Raw genomic sequence first — 17,640 nt, 5'->3', positions numbered from 1 at the left:
ACTCTCCTTAATGCCATAAAGATAAATATTCTGCAACGCTTGATAAAGTAAGCACTGGAAAAAAAGTAAGTGCAGCAAAAATATATATAATACAAACAAGCACAAACATAAAAGTTAAATTATCTGTTTTTAAAGAATTTGCAGTATTTTCTTGTGTATTTTTAGCCAAAAGCGATCCAGCTATAGCAAGCTGAGCTATTAAAACCAAATAACGCCCACAAAACATAGCAAAAGCTGTGCTTAAATTCCAAAATAAATTATCATCTTTTAAACCTTCAAGTCCTGAACCATTATTTGCTGCCGAAGAACTAAATTCATACAAAATTTGAGCCAAGTCATGAAAGCTAGGATTGCTTATACTATCTTTTGCAAAAACAACAGCTAATGCACTTAAAACAAGGATTAATAAAGGATGGATAAGAATTACCAAAGCTATAAGCTTCATTTGTGCGCTTTCTATTTTTTTACCCAAGAATTCTGGAGTTCTACCTATCATTAATGCACAAATAAACACGGTTAAGAGCACATAAATAATCATATTCATAAGCCCTACTCCTTCGCCACCGAAAGCTACATTTAGCATCATATTTAGCAAAGTAGCACTGATACTTAATGGATTTAAACTATCGTGCATATTATTAACGCTTCCTGCAGTAAAAGCAGTAGTTACAGCACTAAATAAACTCGAACCATCTGTGCCAAATCTTATTTCTTTACCTTCCAAATTTCCCAAATTTGCATTTAAACCCAAAGAATCCAAATTTGGATTTGACATTTTTTCGCTAAAATAAATTAAAAGCAAAGAAATGATAAAAATAATCCCCATTGCACCAAAAATAACTCCCCCTTCTTTTCCCATAAGAGCAAAACCTTGTCTTTCTTTTCTATGATAAACCATCAATCCAAAAGCTACAACACAGGCACTAGGAATAAGCATCATGGATAAAATTTGCAAAAAATTTGTAAGTAAAGCAGGATTTTCAAAAGGCATGCTTGAATTAGCACCAAAAAAACCACCCCTATTTGTCCCTAAATGTTTTATAGACTCAAGAGCTGCAACAGGGCCTGTGGCAATGCTTTGAAATTTATTTTCTAAAGTAAGCACGCTAAAATTTGCGTGATAATTTTACACCACGCCTTCAGAGATAAAAATTACAGCCAAAATAAAACTTAAAGGCAACATCAAACGCGTAATAATACGCGTAAAATCTTCATAAAATTCCCATTTGCATACCACATAAAGCACGACAAAAAGCCATACAAGCAGAATATCCACTTGCACTTGAAACAAACATAGCAAGTAAAATGCCTGTATTTTGGGAAAGCAAACTTAAAGCACTCTCTCCACTATAATGCTGAAGGTTTGTATTTGTAGTAAAACTAATTACAGTGTTTAAATTCAAATCCCCTTTCATAGAATTTATCGAATTGGGATTTAAAAAAAGTTTATCTTGCAAATAAAAAATCACGAAAGAAAAAATAGCCACTAAGGCATTAAAAGCAATTAAATGCAAAGAATAATTTTTGCCAAGTCATATTTTTTCTATCAATTGCACAAATTTTATAAATTAAGTTATCAATTGGATTAAAAATAAAATCAAAAATAGTTTTTTTACAGCTTGCAATTTTATAAAGATAGTTTCCAAAAATTAAAGCCAATATAAAAGCTATAATCAGTGTTATTAAAATTTCTAGCATATTTTTCCTTTAAAATTTTTCAGGATATAATAGAGCATAAAATAAATAAAGAGCAAGTATTAAGCTTAAAACTAGTAAAAATATCATCCGCATGTCCTAAGTTTGAATTTCACAAAAATAGATAAAAAACCATAAACTACCAAAAGCTAAAAGTAGAAGCAAAGATAATATCCATAGGATAGCCCTTTCTCATTGATTCAAAATAGGATTTATTCTATCCTTGTTAAGCTTATATTTTGATTAATACTAATTTTATGATTTATTTATAATTTTTATCTATATTAAATAAAAAGACAAATGAAGAATTTAGCAGGAAAAATCCTGCTAAAAATTGTTAAAGATAACCCGCTGCCATAGCGATAAAATATCCTGCTATACAAGAAGTGATTACACCTATAAGACCTGGTAAAATAAAACTATGATTGATAACAAATTTACCAATGTGAGTAGTACCTGATCTGTCAAATTGTATAGTAGCCAAATCGCTTGGATAAGTTGGTAAAATATAATATCCATAACAAGCAGCCGCAAAAGCAACAATCACACCAGGTTCAACACCAATTCCTAAAGCCAAAGGAACAAAAGCTGAAATAGCCGCTGCTTGAGAGTTTACAAATTTTGAAATTAAAAGAAGCATTACAGCATAAGTCCAAGGATGCTCTTTTACTATATCTCCAAGTACTGCTTTCATCATAGGAGTGTGAACTGCAAACATAGTATCAGCCATCCAAGAAATTCCAAAAACCGCAACAAGTGCTATCATACCTGATTTAAAAATTTCATTAGAGCCGATTTTCTTTGCATCTGTTTTAGTAAAGATGATAATCAAAGAACCTGCTAAAAGCATGAACATTTGAATCACTGAAACCATAGATAAAATATCCATTTTAGGATTGCCTAAAGCATCTACTTGAGGAATGCCATTTTTTACAACTTGTCCCCAATTTGGGCGTAAAGAATCAAATATACCTAATAAAGCCACTAAAGCAATAGCTCCTAAGAAAATCCACATTGCAATCCAATTGCTTTTTGGAAGTTGAACACCTAAAAGTGTTTTAGAATCACCATAAACATATTTTTTAAATTCAGGATCTTTAAGTTTTTCTTGAAAAACCTCATCTTTATCCAAATCTTTTCCTCTAAACCAAGAAAAAATTCCCACACATAAAACACCAAAAAGCGTACTAGGTATAGTAATTTGAAGAAGATTGATATAGCCATCAAAACCTGCTAATTTATGTTCTGCATTTAAAAGCAAAGCTGTTAAACTCACAACTGCAACAGAAACAGGACTTGCAATAATACCCATTTGTGAAGATATAGAAGCTGCTGCCATAGGTCGTTCTGGACGAATTCCATTTTTAATCGCTATGTCATAAATAATAGGCATAATAGTATAAACCACATGTCCTGTCCCACAAAGTATGGTTAAAAAGCAAGTTACAAAGGGAGCTAAAATGGTTAAGAATTTAGGATTGCGTCTTAAAATTCTTTCAGCTATTTGAAGCATTACATCAAGACCGCCACTTGCTTGTAAAGTCGCACTTGCAACAACCACAGCTAAGATAGTAAGCATTACATCTATAGCGGGCTTTCCAGGTTTTATATGAAAAGCAAAAACAAGCATTAAAATACCTATACCACCGAGTAAGCCAAGAGCTATACCACCTTTTTTTGCACCGTAAAAAAGACAAATTAAAACAATGATGATTTGTATCAAAAACTGAATACTCTCATCTAGACTGGTTAAAAAGTCCATTTTAACTCCTTTGAAAATTAATATTTAAAAACAGTTATTATTGTATCATATTTTTAAATTAAAGAATAATATTTCTAAAAATAAAACAATAATTTTTTATATTATTTAAATTAAATTTAAATATAAAACAAAAGTGTAATGGGTTTGATAGATTGATAGAATTTTATCCTTCAAGCTCATATAATTTTTTTCTATCTGTAGAGCTTGCTATATTAAGATGTTTGCGATATTTTGTAATAGTTCTTCGCCCTATATCGACTTTAAATTCTTCTTTGATTAATTCTAAAATTTTACTATCGCTTAAAGGTTTATTGCGATCTTCATTCTTTACTAAATTTGCCACAAATTCTTTAACACCTACATTTGAAGTCTCTCCCTCTTCATCAAGAGCAAAAGCAAAAAAATCACGCAAGGAAATAAGTCCTCTTTCACAACTTAAATATTTATTTGCCACAGCTCTTGATATAGTCGAAGCATTGCGTTCTAAATCAAGTGCTAAATCCTTAAAAGTCATAGGTTTTATCTCTTTTCCCATGAAAAAATCATATTGATATTCTACTATCATAAGCCCTATTTTATAAAGAGTAGCTTTTCTCATCGCTAGAGCATCGACTAAATTTTTTGCTTCTTTGATGTAATGACTTAAAAAATCATGCTCTAAACCATCAGTTTGGATTGAAATTTCAGGATAATAATCATCATTGATTTTTACTTTAATTTCACCATTTTCTTTATAAACAAAAATATCAGGAACAATTATACGAGAATCTTCAAAATATTCCAAAAAAGGAGGAGTGCTAAAACGCTTAAGTACAGCTAATGCTTCTTTATATAAAGGCTCTTTGGTATAGTTTTGTATATTTTCAAAATCCATAATCAACATTCTACAAAACTCATCAATATCTTCATCTAATTCCATATTTTCAAGAGCAAATAAAAATGCTTCTTTATAATCTTTAGCTCCCACTCCTACAGGATCTAAAAATTTAAATCTTGCTCTTACTCGCTCAATTTCTTCTAAGGAATACTCTTTTAAAAATTCTTCATCGTATTCAAAATATCCTTCCTCATTTAAGCATTCTATAATTTTTTTTGCAAGTTCTTGAGATTTGTTTGTAGGAAACAAAGGAGGAAGAATCTGTTCATTTAAAAGCTCATAAACACTTTTTTTGGCAAGTCCTTTATTATCCACAAAAGCCGAATTTACATTATGTTTATAAAATGAATCAAAATAATTCTTACCCTTATCATGAGTTTGTATCGAATCTTGAACATTTAAGAAAGGATTATCCTCAGCAAATTTATCTAAATTTTCTTTTAAATCTTCTATGTTTGCTTGTAAAATCGGCAACCAAGAGCGTAAAGTTTGAGAAATTTTAGTCTTGGGTGCTTGGGTGATTTTTTGCTTTAACATCAATCAAGGAGTTTAAACTCCGCTCCTAAATAATACTTTTTCACATCTTTATTGGTTGCAATTTCATCAGCATTCCCACTAGCAAGTAAAGAACCTGATCTTATAACATAAGCTCTATCACAAATAGCCAAAGTCTCACGCACATTATGATCGGTAATTAAAACCCCAATCCCCAATCTTTTAAGCTCTTTAATTAAAGTTTGAATTTCAGCCACTGCTATAGGATCAACACCTGCAAAAGGCTCATCAAGAAGCAAAAACTTAGGTTCACACATCAAGCTTCTAGCGATCTCACAACGCCTTCTTTCACCTCCACTTAAACTTAAACCTTTCCTTAAACGAATAGGCTCTATACTTAAGAGTTCAAGCATTTGCTCAACTTTATCATGTAAAATTTTTTTATCTTTATAAAAAATCTGAGCCGCTAAAAGCAGGTTATCTTCTACACTTAAATCCTTAAAAATACTACTTTCTTGAGGTAAATAACCTATCCCTGATCTAGCTCTTTTGTTTAAAGGATCTTTTGTCACATCTAAACCGTCTAAAAGAACTTTTCCACTACTTGGGGAAATAAGTCCACATATCATATAAAAAGTTGTCGTTTTTCCTGCACCATTTGGCCCTAAAAGTCCTACAACTTCTCCGCTATTAACCTCTAAAGAAATTCCATGTATAATCTTAGTTTTTTTAATAATTTTTTCTAAATTTACAATTTCTAATTTACTCATAAATTTCATACTTTCTTTTGTCATCTTTAATGCTAATTTTAATCTGGATAGTAGAAATTCCAAATTTCATTAAAGTTTTTTTCAAATTTTCACCGCCCCATTCAACCAAATGTAAACCTTTTTCAAAAAAATTTTCAAATAAACCATTTGCTAAAAGTCCTTCTAAACCTTCTTGATAAATATCATAATGATAAATGCAAATATCATGATTTTCATATTTTTGCATAATGGAAAAAGTTGGAGAATCCACCCTTGCATCAAGACCAAGAAATTTAACCCAAGCTTGCACTAAGCTTGTTTTTCCACTAGCTAAATCTCCTTGAAGTAAAACAACACCTTCTTTAGGCATTATTTGAAGCATCGTTTTGATCTCATCTTTTGCTAAAATAAATTCTTTCATAATTTTACCACATATTCATTTTGTGCGTTTTTAGGAATACTTTTCGTACTAGGTATAGCTAGGACTTTATATTTTTGAGTGTATTCAGTAAAATGTAAAGTGATAATATCACCCACCTTAACCTCTTTACTCGCTTTAACAATAACGCCATTAATCCCCACTACACCACTTTTACACATATCTTCAGAAATAGCTCTTCTTTTCGTGATATTAACTACATTTAAAAATTTATCTACTCTCATAAAAGCAATTTTAGCAAAAAAAATCAATTTTTGGAACAAAATTTGCTTACGCCTTTGCTTTATTTTTTAAGAAAATAGCAAGTAAAAACTTTTCTTTAATGAAATTTGGATACAATTTTACAATTTTCAAATCTATTTTAACAAAGGATATCTTATGAAAAATGAAGTAAAAAAAGTAGTTTTAGCGTATTCTGGGGGGCTTGATACGAGCATTATTTTAAAATGGCTTCAAGATGAGTATAATTGTGAAGTTGTAACTTTTACAGCAGATATTGGTCAAGGTGAAGAACTCGAACCTGCAAGAAAAAAAGCCCTTTCTTTAGGCATAAAAGAAGAAAATATTTTCATTAAAGATTTAAGAGATGAATTTGTTAAAGATTATGTATTTCCTATGTTTAGAGCCAATGCGATTTATGAAGGAGAATATCTTTTAGGGACAAGTATAGCAAGACCACTTATAGCAAAAACTCAAGCACAAATCGCCCTGCAAACAGGTGCTGATGCAGTAAGTCATGGTGCCACAGGTAAAGGAAATGATCAAGTGCGTTTTGAACTTGGTTATCTTGCTTTTAATCCCGATTTAAAAATCATCGCTCCATGGCGTGAGTGGGATTTAAACAGTCGTGAAAAACTCCTTGCTTATGCACAAAAACACGGTATTGATATTTCTAAGAAAAAAGGAAAATCTCCTTATTCTATGGACGCAAATTTACTTCATATTTCTTACGAAGGACTTATCTTAGAAGATCCTGCACACGCACCTGAAGAAGATATGTGGAGATGGAGTAAAAGCCCAAAAGATGCTCCAAATGAAAGTGAAATTATAGAACTTGATTTCCAAAAAGGAGATTTAGTAGCGATAAATGGAGAAAAACTAAGTCCTGCAGGACTTTTAACCAAACTTAACGAACTAGGCTGCAAACACGGTATAGGACGCCTTGATATAGTAGAAAATCGCTATGTAGGTATGAAAAGCCGTGGTTGTTACGAAACTCCAGGCGGTACCATACTTTTAAAAGCACACAGGGCGCTTGAAAGCATCACGCTTGATAGAGAAGCAGCACACTTAAAAGATGAACTCATGCCAAAATACGCAAGTTTAATTTACAATGGCTATTGGTTCTCGCCTGAAAGAATGATGCTTCAAGCCTTAATCGATGAGTCTCAAATTCACGCCAATGGCAGAGTAAAACTCGAGCTTTATAAAGGCAATGTGATGGTTATAGGACGAGAAAGTTCGAACGATAGCTTGTTTAACGCAGCTTATTGTACTTTTGAAGAAGATGAAGTGTATAATCAAAAAGATGCAGCAGGCTTTATCAAGCTTAATGCTTTGCGTTTTATCATCGCAGGAAAAAATGGAAGAAAATTTTAATAAAGGAATAAAATGAAAGTATTATTAATCAAAGATGTAAAAGCACTTGGAAAAGCAGGAGAAATAAAAGAAGTAAAAGACGGTTACGGACAAAATTTCTTAATCGCTAAAGGCTTTGCTAAAGCAGCTACTAATGAAGTTTTAAGAAAATATGAAAGCGACAAGAAAAAAGAGGCTGAAAATTTACGCTTTGAAATCGCAAATTTAGAAAAACTCAAAGAAGAACTTAGCAAAATCACTCTTGAAATTTCAAAACCCATAGGTGCAAATGGAAGTTTGTTTGGTGGCGTAACCAAAGATGAAATCGCTCACGCCCTAAAAGAACAAAGCCATATAGAAATCGATAAAAAAAGTTTAGAATGTGATACCTTAAAAAGCTTAGGAATCCACGAAGTAAGCGTAAAACTTGGACACGCAATCCATGCTAAATTTAACATAAATATAAAGGCAGAATAATGTTTCACGCAACAACGATTTTAGCTTACAAAGGTAAAAATAAATCCGTAATTGGCGGAGATGGACAAGTAAGCTTTGGAAATACGGTGCTAAAAGGCAATGCTGTAAAGATTAGAAAACTCAACAATGGCAAAGTTTTAGCAGGTTTTGCAGGATCAACAGCTGATGCTTTTAATCTTTTTGATATGTTTGAAAATCTCCTTCAAAGTTCTAAAGGCGATCTTTTAAAAGCAGCGATTGACTTTTCTAAAGAATGGAGAAAAGACAAATACCTAAGAAAACTTGAAGCCATGATGCTCGTACTTGATAGAAATCACATTTTTCTACTTTCTGGTACAGGCGATGTGGTCGAACCTGAAGATGGGCAAATCGCAGCTATAGGAAGTGGTGGAAACTATGCACTTTCAGCTGCTAGAGCCTTAGCAAAACATACCGATTTAGATGAAGAAGAACTTGTAAAATCAAGCCTTCAAATCGCAGGTGAAATTTGCATTTATACCAATACCAATATCAAAACTTATGTAATCGAGGATGAGAAATGAATCTAACTCCAAAAGAAATTGTTAAATTTTTAGATGATTATGTTATAGGACAAAAAAAAGCTAAAAAAATCATAGCTATAGCTTTAAGAAATCGCTACCGCAGAATGCAACTTAGCCCTGAGTTGCAAGATGATATAGTGCCAAAAAATATCTTGATGATAGGTTCTACAGGTATAGGAAAAACAGAAATCGCTAGGCGTTTAGCTAAAATGATGGGCTTTCCTTTCATCAAAATCGAGGCGAGTAAATATACTGAAGTAGGTTTTGTAGGTCGTGATGTAGAAAGCATGGTAAGAGATCTTGCCAATGCAGCTTTAAATTTGGTAAAAAATGAGCAAAGAGAAAAAAACAAAGATAAAATCGATGAATTTATAGAAAATAAAATTTTAGAAAAACTTTTGCCACCTTTACCAAAGGGTATCAGCGATGAAAAACAAGAAGAATATAAAAACAGTCTTGAAAAAATGAGAACTAAACTAAGAAATGGTGATCTTGATGAAAGCACCATAGAGATAGAAATTTCACAAAATATGTTCGATACCAATCCTAACCTACCTCCTGAAATGGGTGCAATGCAAGATATAGTTAAGGTTATAGGCGTTGGCAGTAAAAAAGTCAAAAAAGAAATGAAAATCAAAGACGCTAAAAATGCTTTAAAAAATGAAGCAGGAGAAAAAATCCTAGACCAAGAAAGCATCAAAAGCGAAGCCTTAAAAAGAGCGGAAAATGAAGGTATTATTTTTATTGATGAAATCGATAAAATCGCTGTTTCAAGCGGAAATTCAAACCGCCAAGATCCAAGTAAAGAAGGGGTGCAAAGAGACTTACTTCCTATAGTCGAGGGATCAAATGTACAAACAAAAATAGGTACTTTAAAAACCGATCATATTCTTTTTATCGCTGCAGGGGCTTTTCATCTTAGCAAACCAAGTGATCTTATCCCTGAACTTCAGGGACGCTTTCCTTTAAGAGTGGAATTAGATAGTCTTGATGATAAAGCTCTTTATGAAATTTTAACACGCCCTAAAAATTCACTTTTAAAACAATACTCTCAGCTTTTAAAAACTGAAAATTTAGAACTTGAATTTAATGATGAAGCTATTAAAGAAATAGCAAAAATAGCTTCAAGAGCCAATGAAGAAATGCAAGATATAGGTGCTAGACGCTTACATACTGTAATAGAAAAATTACTTGAAGATCTAAGCTTTGAAGCTGATGAGTATGCGGGTAAAAAATTCGTAGTGGATAAAAAAATGGTAGAAGAAAAACTCGGAGATATCATAGAAAATAAAGATCTTGCAAGGTATATTTTGTGAAAAGTGGCTTTGTTAGTATCATAGGGCGTACTAATGCAGGAAAAAGTACTTTAATCAATTCCTTATTAGAAGAAAAAATCGCCCTAGTTTCTCACAAACAAAACGCCACAAGGCGTAAAATCAAAGCCATAGTGATGCATGAAAAAAATCAAATCATTTTCATCGATACCCCAGGACTTCACGAAAGCGGTGCTACGCTTAATCAACTGCTTGTCCAAAGTGCTATTAAATCCATGGGAGATTGTGATGTGATTTTATTTGTGGCAAGTGTTTTTGATAGTACAAAAGACTATGAAAATTTCCTTAGTCTAAACCCACAAGCATCACATATCATCGCTTTAAATAAAGTAGATTTAACCGACAATGCTACGCTTTTAAAAAAACTTAGCGAATATGCAAAATTTAGCCAACATTTTAAGGCTATCATTCCTTATTCTTCTAAGAAAAAAAGCTATAAAAAAGGCTTGTTAGATGAGATAGTAAAATACCTTGATGAACATGAGTATTTTTATGATCCTGAATTTTTAAGTGCGAGTAGCGAAAAAGAACTTTATAGAGATTTCATACTTGAAAGTATTTATGAAAATTTAAGCGATGAGCTTCCTTATAGTAGTGAAGTGCTTATCAATCGCACCAAAGACACACCTAATCTTTTAATCCTAGAAGCCAATATCATCACAGATACAAACTCTCACAAGGGTATGCTTATAGGAAAAGAAGGGGCAACTTTAAAAAGAATAGGCAAAGATGCACGCTTTAAAATTTCAAAACTTGCACAAAAAAAAGTACTTTTAAAGCTTTTCGTAACAGTGAAAAAAAACTGGCAAAAAGATGAAGAATTTTTAAAAAAACTTTTAAATGATGAAAATTAATTCATTAAATAAAATAAATTTTATAAAATCTACAGATTTGCTTTATGCTCAAAGAACAGGAATATCCAAAGAAGACGAACTTTTTAACAATTTAACCGCAGATTTTAAGCTAAGCAAACCCTTTGACTATCAAATAGCTTTTTTTAAACATAATGAAATTTATCATTGTTTTTTAGCGCCTGTTTACAAATTGAAAAAAAGTCGTTTTTGCTTTCCTGAGCCTTTAATTTTTCAAGCTTTGTTTGATGAAAGATTTATTGAGGAAAGTGATTATTGTGTTTTAAATTTATATGATCAAACTTTATATTTATATTTTTACCAAGAAGGAAAATTTATCAATCTTAAAAAAATCGAAAATTTCAATCCAGGTAATATGGATTTATTTTTTAAACAAAATCGATTTACAGAACTTTTAAAACACTATGAAAGCAAATTGCTACTTTATCAGGATTTGGATACAATCAAACATTACTTCTCATCTCAAATAAAATGTTTAAATCTAAATGATATTCTTGATAAAAATAGTTTATTGAAATTAAGTTCATATAGTATAAAAAATCTAGATCAAAATTGTAATTTTATCAAGCATAATAAAATAAAAATATCTATTTCTTTTAAAATTATATTAATATTTATTTTTAGCTTTAGTCTTAGCATGATGATTTTATTATTTAAAGATTTTATAGAGTACAAACAAAATAAGGAAATTCAAAATAAAAATTTTATCATACAAGAAGAAATTTCTAAACTAAAACAAGATAAGCAAAAATTATTAACAAACATACAAGATTTAAACTTTACTCTTTCTAATAAAATATCATCTACACAACAACAATTTCATATTTTATCCACCATAACAAAAGAAATCAATTTAGACAAAAATAAGGCAATCATTCTAAATCAAATCATATCATGGCTTAATTCCAATAAACTTAAAATCACAAATCTTGAATTTGAACAAACAAAAATCATTCTTTCTTTTATCGATGAAAACCACTTTAAAAGAGCATTAGAAAATCTAAATTCTGCTTTTAAAATTCTTGATAAAAATGAAGAAACATTTAATATCATATTAGAAGTCATACATGAATAAAATAGAAATATTTTTGCAAAATTTAAATCCTAGGGAAAAATTTCTTTTTATTTCTTTTATCTGCCTTTGTGCTTTGTTTTTAGCTTTTAAAATTCACGATCACTTTTTGGAAGATATTTTTCAAAAAACATTAGTAGAACATAATTACCTTGCATTAAATGAAGCAAAAATAGAAAATTCACATCTTAAAGAAATAGAGACAAAGCTAACAAAACAGATAAAAACAGAAGAAGAAAAATTAAAATACTATAAAGAAAAATTGCATTTATTTTTTTATGATAAAGATTTTTTCAATAAAAAAATCAATAATTTATCCAAAAATTTAATCATTAATGAAATAAAATTTTCCCAAGAAAACAAAAATTTTATTCACTATAATTATGCTTCTCTAAGTTTAAATGGCAACTTTAAAGACTTGCTCAATTTTATACAAAATTTAGAAAATCTTCCTATAGCTTTAAAAATTGATAAAATAAAACTATACAATACACAGGGTTTAAAATTAAAGCTTGATTTAATGTTTAAATTTGTTAATTTATAATAATATTAAAATATTATATTTTTAAATATTATTATAAAAAAAATATTTAAAAATATTGTAATTTAATTATTTTTCTATTACTATTAGTTAAAATATTTTAAGCATAAAAAAGAAAGGTATTGGGAAGTGACTAAACAAGAAATACAAAAACTCGATACAAATTTACTAGGTCATCCCAAGCCTTTATTCTCTCTATCAATGGTAGAACTTTGGGAAAGATTTGCTTTTTATGGCATACGATCTTTACTTGTGCTTTTCATGGCAACAACCATAAGCAAAGGTGGACTTGGAATAAGCACTGAATACGCCTCGGCAATTTATGGCATTTTTGCAGGATGCTTGTATTTAGCAGCACTTCCTGGAGGCTGGATTACTGATAATTATTTAGGGCAAAAAAAGGCTTTATTTTTAGGTTCTTTTATTATAGCTTTAGGACATATTAGCATAGCCTTATCTATTTTAAGCACACCTATATTTTTCCTAGGACTTCTTTTATCGTTATTGGTACTGGATTTTTTAAAACTAACGCTTCTGTAACAGTTGGAATGTTGTATAAACAAAATGATACAAGATGCGATACTGGCTATACGATTTTTTATATAGGAATTAACATTGGAGCATTCATTGCTCCTCTTATATGTGGTTTTGTTCAAGCAAAATGGAATTATCATTTAGGATTTGTCATAGGAGGTTTAGGTATGCTAATCTCTTTGCTTATTTTATATTTTAAAGCTGCCCTTGAGCTTGAAGAATTTCATAAAAATTGTACCTTAAAGCAAAACTGGGAACAACCATTTAAAAAAGTAAAAAATTTAACTCTTATACTAAGTATAAGCTTGTTAAGTATTATTGGATTTTTTCTAATGTTTATTAATCTTGTAAATATTAATCCCATATAATACTATCAAAAAAAACTTCTAATTGTAATTTTACTATGCTTGGTAATTTATTTCATATATCTTTTTGTTTTTAAAGCTTTAAATAAAAGAGAAAAACAGCAATTAACAATTTTAATTGTTTTATTCTTTGCAGCCACTTTTTTTTGGAGTGCTTTTAAACAAAAACCTACTGCTTATAATCTTTTTGCGCAAGATTTTACAAATAGAAATATTTTTGATTGGAAAATTCCAACAAACTGGTTTCAATCTTTTAATCCAATTTTTATCATCATACTTGCTCCTATAGCAAGTTATATTTGGATATTTTTAGAGAAAAAAATATATATTTTTCTTCCATTGGAAAATTTACTTTAGGAATATTATTTGCCGGTATTGGTTTTATGATGATGACCTTTGCTTCACAAAATCTAATAAACAACAATGGTTTGCCAATATCCATGGCTTGGATTATCATAAGTATATTCTTTTTAACACTTGGGGAATTATGCGTGTCTCCTATTGGACTCTCTATAATGGCTAAGGTTGCCCCTGATTTAATCAAAAATCAAATCATGGGACTTTGGTTTGTAGCAAGTGCGCTTGGAAATTTTGTTACAGGACTTATAGGAGGAAATGTCAATATTAAAAACATCGATCAACTTCCTAATATTTTTGGACAATGCATGTGGATGCTTTTTGTTGTAGCACTTTTGCTTTTTATTGCTAAAAAACCATCTTAACAAAAAAATAAGCAATTATCTAACTAAACTTAAAATACAAAATACACCAAAGTTGAAAATTGATCTTAATATTTCTTTTTTTATATTTGCAAAAAAGTAACATTATGATATAAATCATTTAAAAATATTACAAAGTTATACATATTTTTTAATTTCTTGTCTATAATTTATAAATAAAAATACACAAAGGATATAAATTGAGTAAAAATGTAAAAAATTTAGATACTTCATTTTTTGGACATCCAAAACCACTTTTATCTCTTTCACTTACTGAGCTTTGGGAAAGATTTTCTTTTTACGGAATTCGTCCCTTGCTTTACCTTTTTATGATAGCAAGTTTTGAAAAAAGTGGAATGAACTTAAAACCTGAAGAAGCAAGTGCAATTATGGGAATTTTTGCAAGTTGTTTATATCTTGCTGCTTTGCCAGGTGGATGGCTTGCGGACAATTACTTAGGACAAAAAAGAGCAATTTTACTAGGTGCTTTAACTATAGCATTTGGACATTTGTGCATAGCCTTTTCTTATTTTAACAATAAAATGATTTTTGTTGGTATGGTTTTTTTGGTTATAGGTACAGGACTTTTTAAAACTTGTGCTTCTGTAATGGTTGGAATGCTTTATAAAAAAAATGATGCAAGGCGTGACTCTGGTTTTACTCTTTTTTATATGTGCTTTAATTTTGGTGCTTTTGTAGCTCCTTTAATTTGCGGCTTTTTACAAAAAGAATACGGATGGCATTTTGGTTTTGGTGCAGGTGGGATTGGTATGCTTTTAGCGGTAATTATTTTCTACCTAAAAACTATGCCTGATTTAAAAGAATTTGATGAAAAAGTTGGCATAGACTCTACTTGGGATAGACCAAGCAAAAAAAGCAAAAACGCATTTTACATCATCATTGTATCAGGTATTGTTTTGCTTGGAGCAATATTTTTAATCCTTGGTAGTTTTATAAAATTAGATGCACAAGTTATTAATAAAAATATTATTCTAACTATCTTAGCTTGTGCTGGAATTTATTTTTTATATCTTTTCGCTTTTACTTCTTTAAAAATAGAAGAAAAAAGAAATTTAATTATTTTTATTGTTTTATTTTTAGCGGCTGCGTTATTTTGGTCAGTATATGAGCAACAATACACTTCTTTTAATTTTTTTGCAGAAAAATTAACAGATAAAACCATATTAAATTATGAAATTCCTACAATATGGTTTCAATCTCTTGGAGGTTTATTTGTTATACTTTTTGCACCTTTTAGTGCTTTTATATGGACTATATGTGCCAAAAATAATAAAGAAATTTCATCTATTATTAAATTTGCATTAGGACTTTTGGGTGCAGCTTTGGCATTTTTAATAATGGCTTTAGCTTCAAATCATGCAATTAGTTTAAATGGCGATGCTAATACATTAAGAGAAAATTTAGAAAATTCATCACAAATTATTTTAGTTTCACCTTGGTGGCTTGTCAGTAGCTTTTTGCTTATGGTTTTAGGAGAGCTTTGCCTTTCCCCTGTGGGACTTTCTATAATGACAAAAATTGCACCTAATTTAATTAAATCTCAAGTCATGGGACTTTGGTTTGTAGCAAGTGCATTAGGTAATGCTTTAGCTGGATTCATAGGTGGTAAAGCAAGTGAAGAAAATATAGCTTATTTGCCAAATTTATTTTACCAATATATGTGGATATTACTTGGTGCTGTTATAATTTTACTTATACTCAAAAAACCTATCAATAAAATACTAAAAATTAATATTAAGGAGAAAATATGAGTATTTACAAACAAAGAGTATTAGAACTTAGAAGATTAATGAAAGAAAATAATATTGACGCCTATCTCATCTTAAGCGCGGATCCGCATTTGAGCGAATATTTACCAGAATATTACAAAAACAGAGTCTTTATCAGTGGCTTTAAGGGTTCTGTTGGAACAGTTCTTATCACACAAGAAGAGGGCTTTTTGTGGGTAGATGGAAGATATTGGCTTCAAGCACAAAAGGAATTAGAAGGTAGTGGCATACTTTTACAAAAGCAAGATGCTAAAAATACTTTTACCAAATGGTTGGAAAAAAATTTAAGCGAAGATCAAATTTTAGGCATCGATTTTGCACTTTTACCTTTATCTTTGCAAAAAGATTTAAAGATTAATTGCAAGGCAAATTTAAAACATATAGATTTGATAAGTCCGCTTTGGAAAGATCGTCCCACTTTACCACAAGAAAAAATTTATGAACACGAACTAGAATACTGCTCTTACTCAAGAAAAGAAAAATTAGCATTAGTGCGTCAAAAAATGAAAAATTTAAATGTTACCTCTCATTTAATCTCCAGCCTTGATGATATAGCTTGGCTTACAAATTTAAGAGGGAATGATGTAAATTATAATCCTGTATTTTTAAGTCATTTGCTAATCTTGGAGGACAAAGCCTTGCTTTTTGTTGATCAGAAAAAAGTAAATTCAGAACTTGAAAAAAAATTAAATTTAGATGGGTTTTGGCTTAAAAATTATGATGAAATCATCATGGAGCTTGAAAAACTTGCAAATACAAATTTGCTTATTGAACCTTCAAAAATGACCGCTTTACTCATAAATTCTTTAGATAAAAGCGTAAAAATCATTCAAGAAATTAATCCAAGCACTCACTTAAAAGCAGCTAAAAATACAAAAGAAATAGCGCATATACAAGATGCTATGATAGAAGATGGAGTGGCTTTATGTAAATTTTTTGCCTGGCTTGAAGAAGCGATAGAAAATAAAGAACTAATAAGCGAATTAGACATAGATGTTAAAGCAAGCGAATTTAGAGCACAAAGCAAGTACTACATAAGTGATAGTTTTGCCACTATAGCAGGCTTTAACGAAAATGCAGCATATCCACATTATAAAGCCACAAAAGAGAGTTTTGCTTATCTTAAAAAAGATGGGCTTTTACTTATTGATTCTGGTGGACAATATAAAAACGGCACAACAGATATTACACGCGTTGTACCAATAGGAAAGGCTAATGTAGAACAAATTCATGACTATACCTTGGTTTTAAAAGCACATATTGCCATTTCCAGTGCAATTTTTCCAAAAGATATAGCTATGCCCTTACTTGATGCAATCACACGCGCACCTTTATGGAAAGAACAAATTGACTATATACACGGCACAGGACATGGCGTGGGATATTTTTTAAATGTCCATGAAGGTCCACAAGTTTTATCTTATCTATCCCCTGTGCTTGAAAAAACAAAAGCCAAAGAAGGTATGCTAACCTCCATAGAACCAGGTATTTATAAAGTAGGTAAATGGGGTATAAGACTTGAAAATTTAGTTATTCATACCAAAGTAGAAAATCCTAAAAATAAAGATTTTGGAGAGTTTTTATACTTTAAACCTGTTACTCTTTGTCCTTTTGAAATATCTTGTATTGATACAAAAATGTTAGATGAAAAAGAAAAAGAGTGGTTAAACAATTACCACAAAGAAGTATTTGAAAAACTTTCTCCTAAGCTAGGTGATTATCCAAAAGCTCTAGTTTGGCTTGAAAAAAGAACAAAAGCCATCTTTTAAGATACTTTTGTTAATATAGATAAATTTTCC

The 17,640-nt window shown here is 30.3% G+C and carries 18 protein-coding genes and 3 pseudogenes; 12 read left to right on the top strand and 9 right to left on the bottom strand.

Annotation, left to right across the window (positions count from 1 at the left end; genetic code table 11):
• Positions 1–7 precede the first annotated feature (7 nt).
• The 9 genes and pseudogenes from kdpA to OT390_RS03490 all read right to left on the bottom strand — a co-directional run bounded on the left by kdpA (position 8) and on the right by OT390_RS03490 (position 6,241).
• Positions 8–1,183, bottom strand: a pseudogene (gene kdpA / locus OT390_RS03530) (potassium-transporting ATPase subunit KdpA).
• Between the two features lie 28 nt (positions 1,184–1,211).
• Positions 1,212–1,469: a potassium-transporting ATPase subunit KdpA gene (locus OT390_RS03525; protein WP_250487999.1), complete on the bottom strand. Its 258-nt coding sequence runs from the start codon at positions 1,467–1,469 to the stop codon at positions 1,212–1,214.
• Positions 1,470–1,494: 25 nt separating this feature from the next.
• On the bottom strand, positions 1,495–1,698 hold the full coding sequence (locus OT390_RS03520; protein ID WP_002864731.1) for a potassium-transporting ATPase subunit KdpA: 204 nt from the start codon (positions 1,696–1,698) through the stop codon (positions 1,495–1,497).
• Between the two features lie 9 nt (positions 1,699–1,707).
• Positions 1,708–1,891: pseudogene (gene kdpF, locus OT390_RS03515) on the bottom strand (K(+)-transporting ATPase subunit F).
• Between the two features lie 141 nt (positions 1,892–2,032).
• Positions 2,033–3,457: an anaerobic C4-dicarboxylate transporter gene (locus OT390_RS03510; protein WP_057033567.1), complete on the bottom strand. Its 1,425-nt coding sequence runs from the start codon at positions 3,455–3,457 to the stop codon at positions 2,033–2,035.
• Between the two features lie 163 nt (positions 3,458–3,620).
• On the bottom strand, positions 3,621–4,871 hold the full coding sequence (locus OT390_RS03505) for an RNA polymerase factor sigma-54 (RefSeq protein WP_057033566.1): 1,251 nt from the start codon (positions 4,869–4,871) through the stop codon (positions 3,621–3,623).
• Complete coding sequence (gene lptB / locus OT390_RS03500; protein ID WP_002855252.1) at positions 4,871–5,599, bottom strand: LPS export ABC transporter ATP-binding protein; 729 nt, start codon at positions 5,597–5,599, stop codon at positions 4,871–4,873. The genes OT390_RS03505 and lptB overlap by 1 nt, the downstream gene beginning before the upstream one ends.
• A complete protein-coding gene (tsaE, locus tag OT390_RS03495) occupies positions 5,592–5,999 on the bottom strand; it encodes a tRNA (adenosine(37)-N6)-threonylcarbamoyltransferase complex ATPase subunit type 1 TsaE (protein WP_002858585.1) in 408 nt (135 codons plus the stop codon). Before tsaE ends, lptB begins: the two co-directional genes overlap by 8 nt.
• Positions 5,996–6,241, bottom strand: a complete 246-nt coding sequence (locus tag OT390_RS03490) for an RNA-binding S4 domain-containing protein (protein WP_002860004.1) — start codon at positions 6,239–6,241, stop codon at positions 5,996–5,998. Before OT390_RS03490 ends, tsaE begins: the two co-directional genes overlap by 4 nt.
• Positions 6,242–6,395: 154 nt before the next feature.
• On the opposite strand from OT390_RS03490, the gene OT390_RS03485 reads away from it, so the two are divergent.
• The 12 genes and pseudogenes from OT390_RS03485 to OT390_RS03430 all read left to right on the top strand — a co-directional run bounded on the left by OT390_RS03485 (position 6,396) and on the right by OT390_RS03430 (position 17,610).
• Positions 6,396–7,616, top strand: coding sequence for an argininosuccinate synthase (locus OT390_RS03485; protein ID WP_032586457.1), 1,221 nt, complete (start codon positions 6,396–6,398; stop codon positions 7,614–7,616).
• 12 nt (positions 7,617–7,628) lie between these two features.
• Positions 7,629–8,072 carry a 50S ribosomal protein L9 gene (gene rplI / locus OT390_RS03480; protein ID WP_394535921.1) on the top strand — a complete coding sequence of 148 codons (444 nt, stop codon included), beginning with the start codon at positions 7,629–7,631 and terminating at the stop codon, positions 8,070–8,072.
• On the top strand, positions 8,072–8,614 hold the full coding sequence (gene hslV, locus OT390_RS03475) for an ATP-dependent protease subunit HslV (RefSeq protein ID WP_002781630.1): 543 nt from the start codon (positions 8,072–8,074) through the stop codon (positions 8,612–8,614). Before rplI ends, hslV begins: the two co-directional genes overlap by 1 nt.
• Positions 8,611–9,930 carry an ATP-dependent protease ATPase subunit HslU gene (hslU, locus tag OT390_RS03470; RefSeq protein WP_394535922.1) on the top strand — a complete coding sequence of 440 codons (1,320 nt, stop codon included), beginning with the start codon at positions 8,611–8,613 and terminating at the stop codon, positions 9,928–9,930. Before hslV ends, hslU begins: the two co-directional genes overlap by 4 nt.
• Complete coding sequence (gene era, locus OT390_RS03465; RefSeq protein ID WP_002869808.1) at positions 9,927–10,802, top strand: GTPase Era; 876 nt, start codon at positions 9,927–9,929, stop codon at positions 10,800–10,802. The genes hslU and era overlap by 4 nt, the downstream gene beginning before the upstream one ends.
• Positions 10,789–11,895, top strand: a complete 1,107-nt coding sequence (locus OT390_RS03460; protein WP_074470954.1) for a hypothetical protein — start codon at positions 10,789–10,791, stop codon at positions 11,893–11,895. The genes era and OT390_RS03460 overlap by 14 nt, the downstream gene beginning before the upstream one ends.
• Positions 11,888–12,436 (top strand): hypothetical protein, encoded by a 549-nt coding sequence (locus tag OT390_RS03455; protein WP_032586459.1) that lies wholly within the window; start codon positions 11,888–11,890, stop codon positions 12,434–12,436. Before OT390_RS03460 ends, OT390_RS03455 begins: the two co-directional genes overlap by 8 nt.
• A gap of 126 nt (positions 12,437–12,562) precedes the next feature.
• Positions 12,563–12,973, top strand: a complete 411-nt coding sequence (locus tag OT390_RS03450; RefSeq protein WP_032586461.1) for an amino acid transporter — start codon at positions 12,563–12,565, stop codon at positions 12,971–12,973.
• An 8-nt stretch (positions 12,974–12,981) separates the two neighbouring features.
• Complete coding sequence (locus tag OT390_RS03445) at positions 12,982–13,335, top strand: amino acid transporter (RefSeq protein WP_002865666.1); 354 nt, start codon at positions 12,982–12,984, stop codon at positions 13,333–13,335.
• Positions 13,336–13,374: 39 nt separating this feature from the next.
• A pseudogene (locus tag OT390_RS03440) lies at positions 13,375–14,054 on the top strand (oligopeptide:H+ symporter).
• 197 nt (positions 14,055–14,251) lie between these two features.
• Positions 14,252–15,823, top strand: a complete 1,572-nt coding sequence (locus tag OT390_RS03435) for a peptide MFS transporter (RefSeq protein ID WP_052800283.1) — start codon at positions 14,252–14,254, stop codon at positions 15,821–15,823.
• Complete coding sequence (locus OT390_RS03430; protein ID WP_406611515.1) at positions 15,820–17,610, top strand: aminopeptidase P family protein; 1,791 nt, start codon at positions 15,820–15,822, stop codon at positions 17,608–17,610. Before OT390_RS03435 ends, OT390_RS03430 begins: the two co-directional genes overlap by 4 nt.
• Positions 17,611–17,640 lie beyond the last annotated feature (30 nt).

This window comes from Campylobacter sp. CFSAN122748, assembly GCF_045277125.1.
Taxonomy (GTDB): Bacteria; Campylobacterota; Campylobacteria; order Campylobacterales; family Campylobacteraceae; genus Campylobacter_D; species Campylobacter_D jejuni.
Note: the sequence above shows the minus strand (reverse complement) of the source record. Positions and strands in the feature narration are given on the sequence as shown.

What these genes read in the sequence shown, in the direction of transcription:
- OT390_RS03505 (WP_057033566.1), bottom strand. Translation starts at nt 4,871, where the DNA reads ATGTTAAAGCAAAAAATCACCCAAGCACCCAAGACTAAAATTTCTCAA.
- OT390_RS03445 (WP_002865666.1), top strand. Translation starts at nt 12,982, where the DNA reads ATGTTGTATAAACAAAATGATACAAGATGCGATACTGGCTATACGATT.
- OT390_RS03430 (WP_406611515.1), top strand. Translation starts at nt 15,820, where the DNA reads ATGAGTATTTACAAACAAAGAGTATTAGAACTTAGAAGATTAATGAAA.
- hslU (WP_394535922.1), top strand. Translation starts at nt 8,611, where the DNA reads ATGAATCTAACTCCAAAAGAAATTGTTAAATTTTTAGATGATTATGTT.
- OT390_RS03510 (WP_057033567.1), bottom strand. Translation starts at nt 3,457, where the DNA reads ATGGACTTTTTAACCAGTCTAGATGAGAGTATTCAGTTTTTGATACAA.
- OT390_RS03490 (WP_002860004.1), bottom strand. Translation starts at nt 6,241, where the DNA reads ATGAGAGTAGATAAATTTTTAAATGTAGTTAATATCACGAAAAGAAGA.
- OT390_RS03455 (WP_032586459.1), top strand. Translation starts at nt 11,888, where the DNA reads ATGAATAAAATAGAAATATTTTTGCAAAATTTAAATCCTAGGGAAAAA.
- OT390_RS03520 (WP_002864731.1), bottom strand. Translation starts at nt 1,698, where the DNA reads ATGCTAGAAATTTTAATAACACTGATTATAGCTTTTATATTGGCTTTA.
- OT390_RS03460 (WP_074470954.1), top strand. Translation starts at nt 10,789, where the DNA reads ATGATGAAAATTAATTCATTAAATAAAATAAATTTTATAAAATCTACA.
- hslV (WP_002781630.1), top strand. Translation starts at nt 8,072, where the DNA reads ATGTTTCACGCAACAACGATTTTAGCTTACAAAGGTAAAAATAAATCC.
- OT390_RS03485 (WP_032586457.1), top strand. Translation starts at nt 6,396, where the DNA reads ATGAAAAATGAAGTAAAAAAAGTAGTTTTAGCGTATTCTGGGGGGCTT.
- rplI (WP_394535921.1), top strand. Translation starts at nt 7,629, where the DNA reads ATGAAAGTATTATTAATCAAAGATGTAAAAGCACTTGGAAAAGCAGGA.
- tsaE (WP_002858585.1), bottom strand. Translation starts at nt 5,999, where the DNA reads ATGAAAGAATTTATTTTAGCAAAAGATGAGATCAAAACGATGCTTCAA.
- lptB (WP_002855252.1), bottom strand. Translation starts at nt 5,599, where the DNA reads ATGAGTAAATTAGAAATTGTAAATTTAGAAAAAATTATTAAAAAAACT.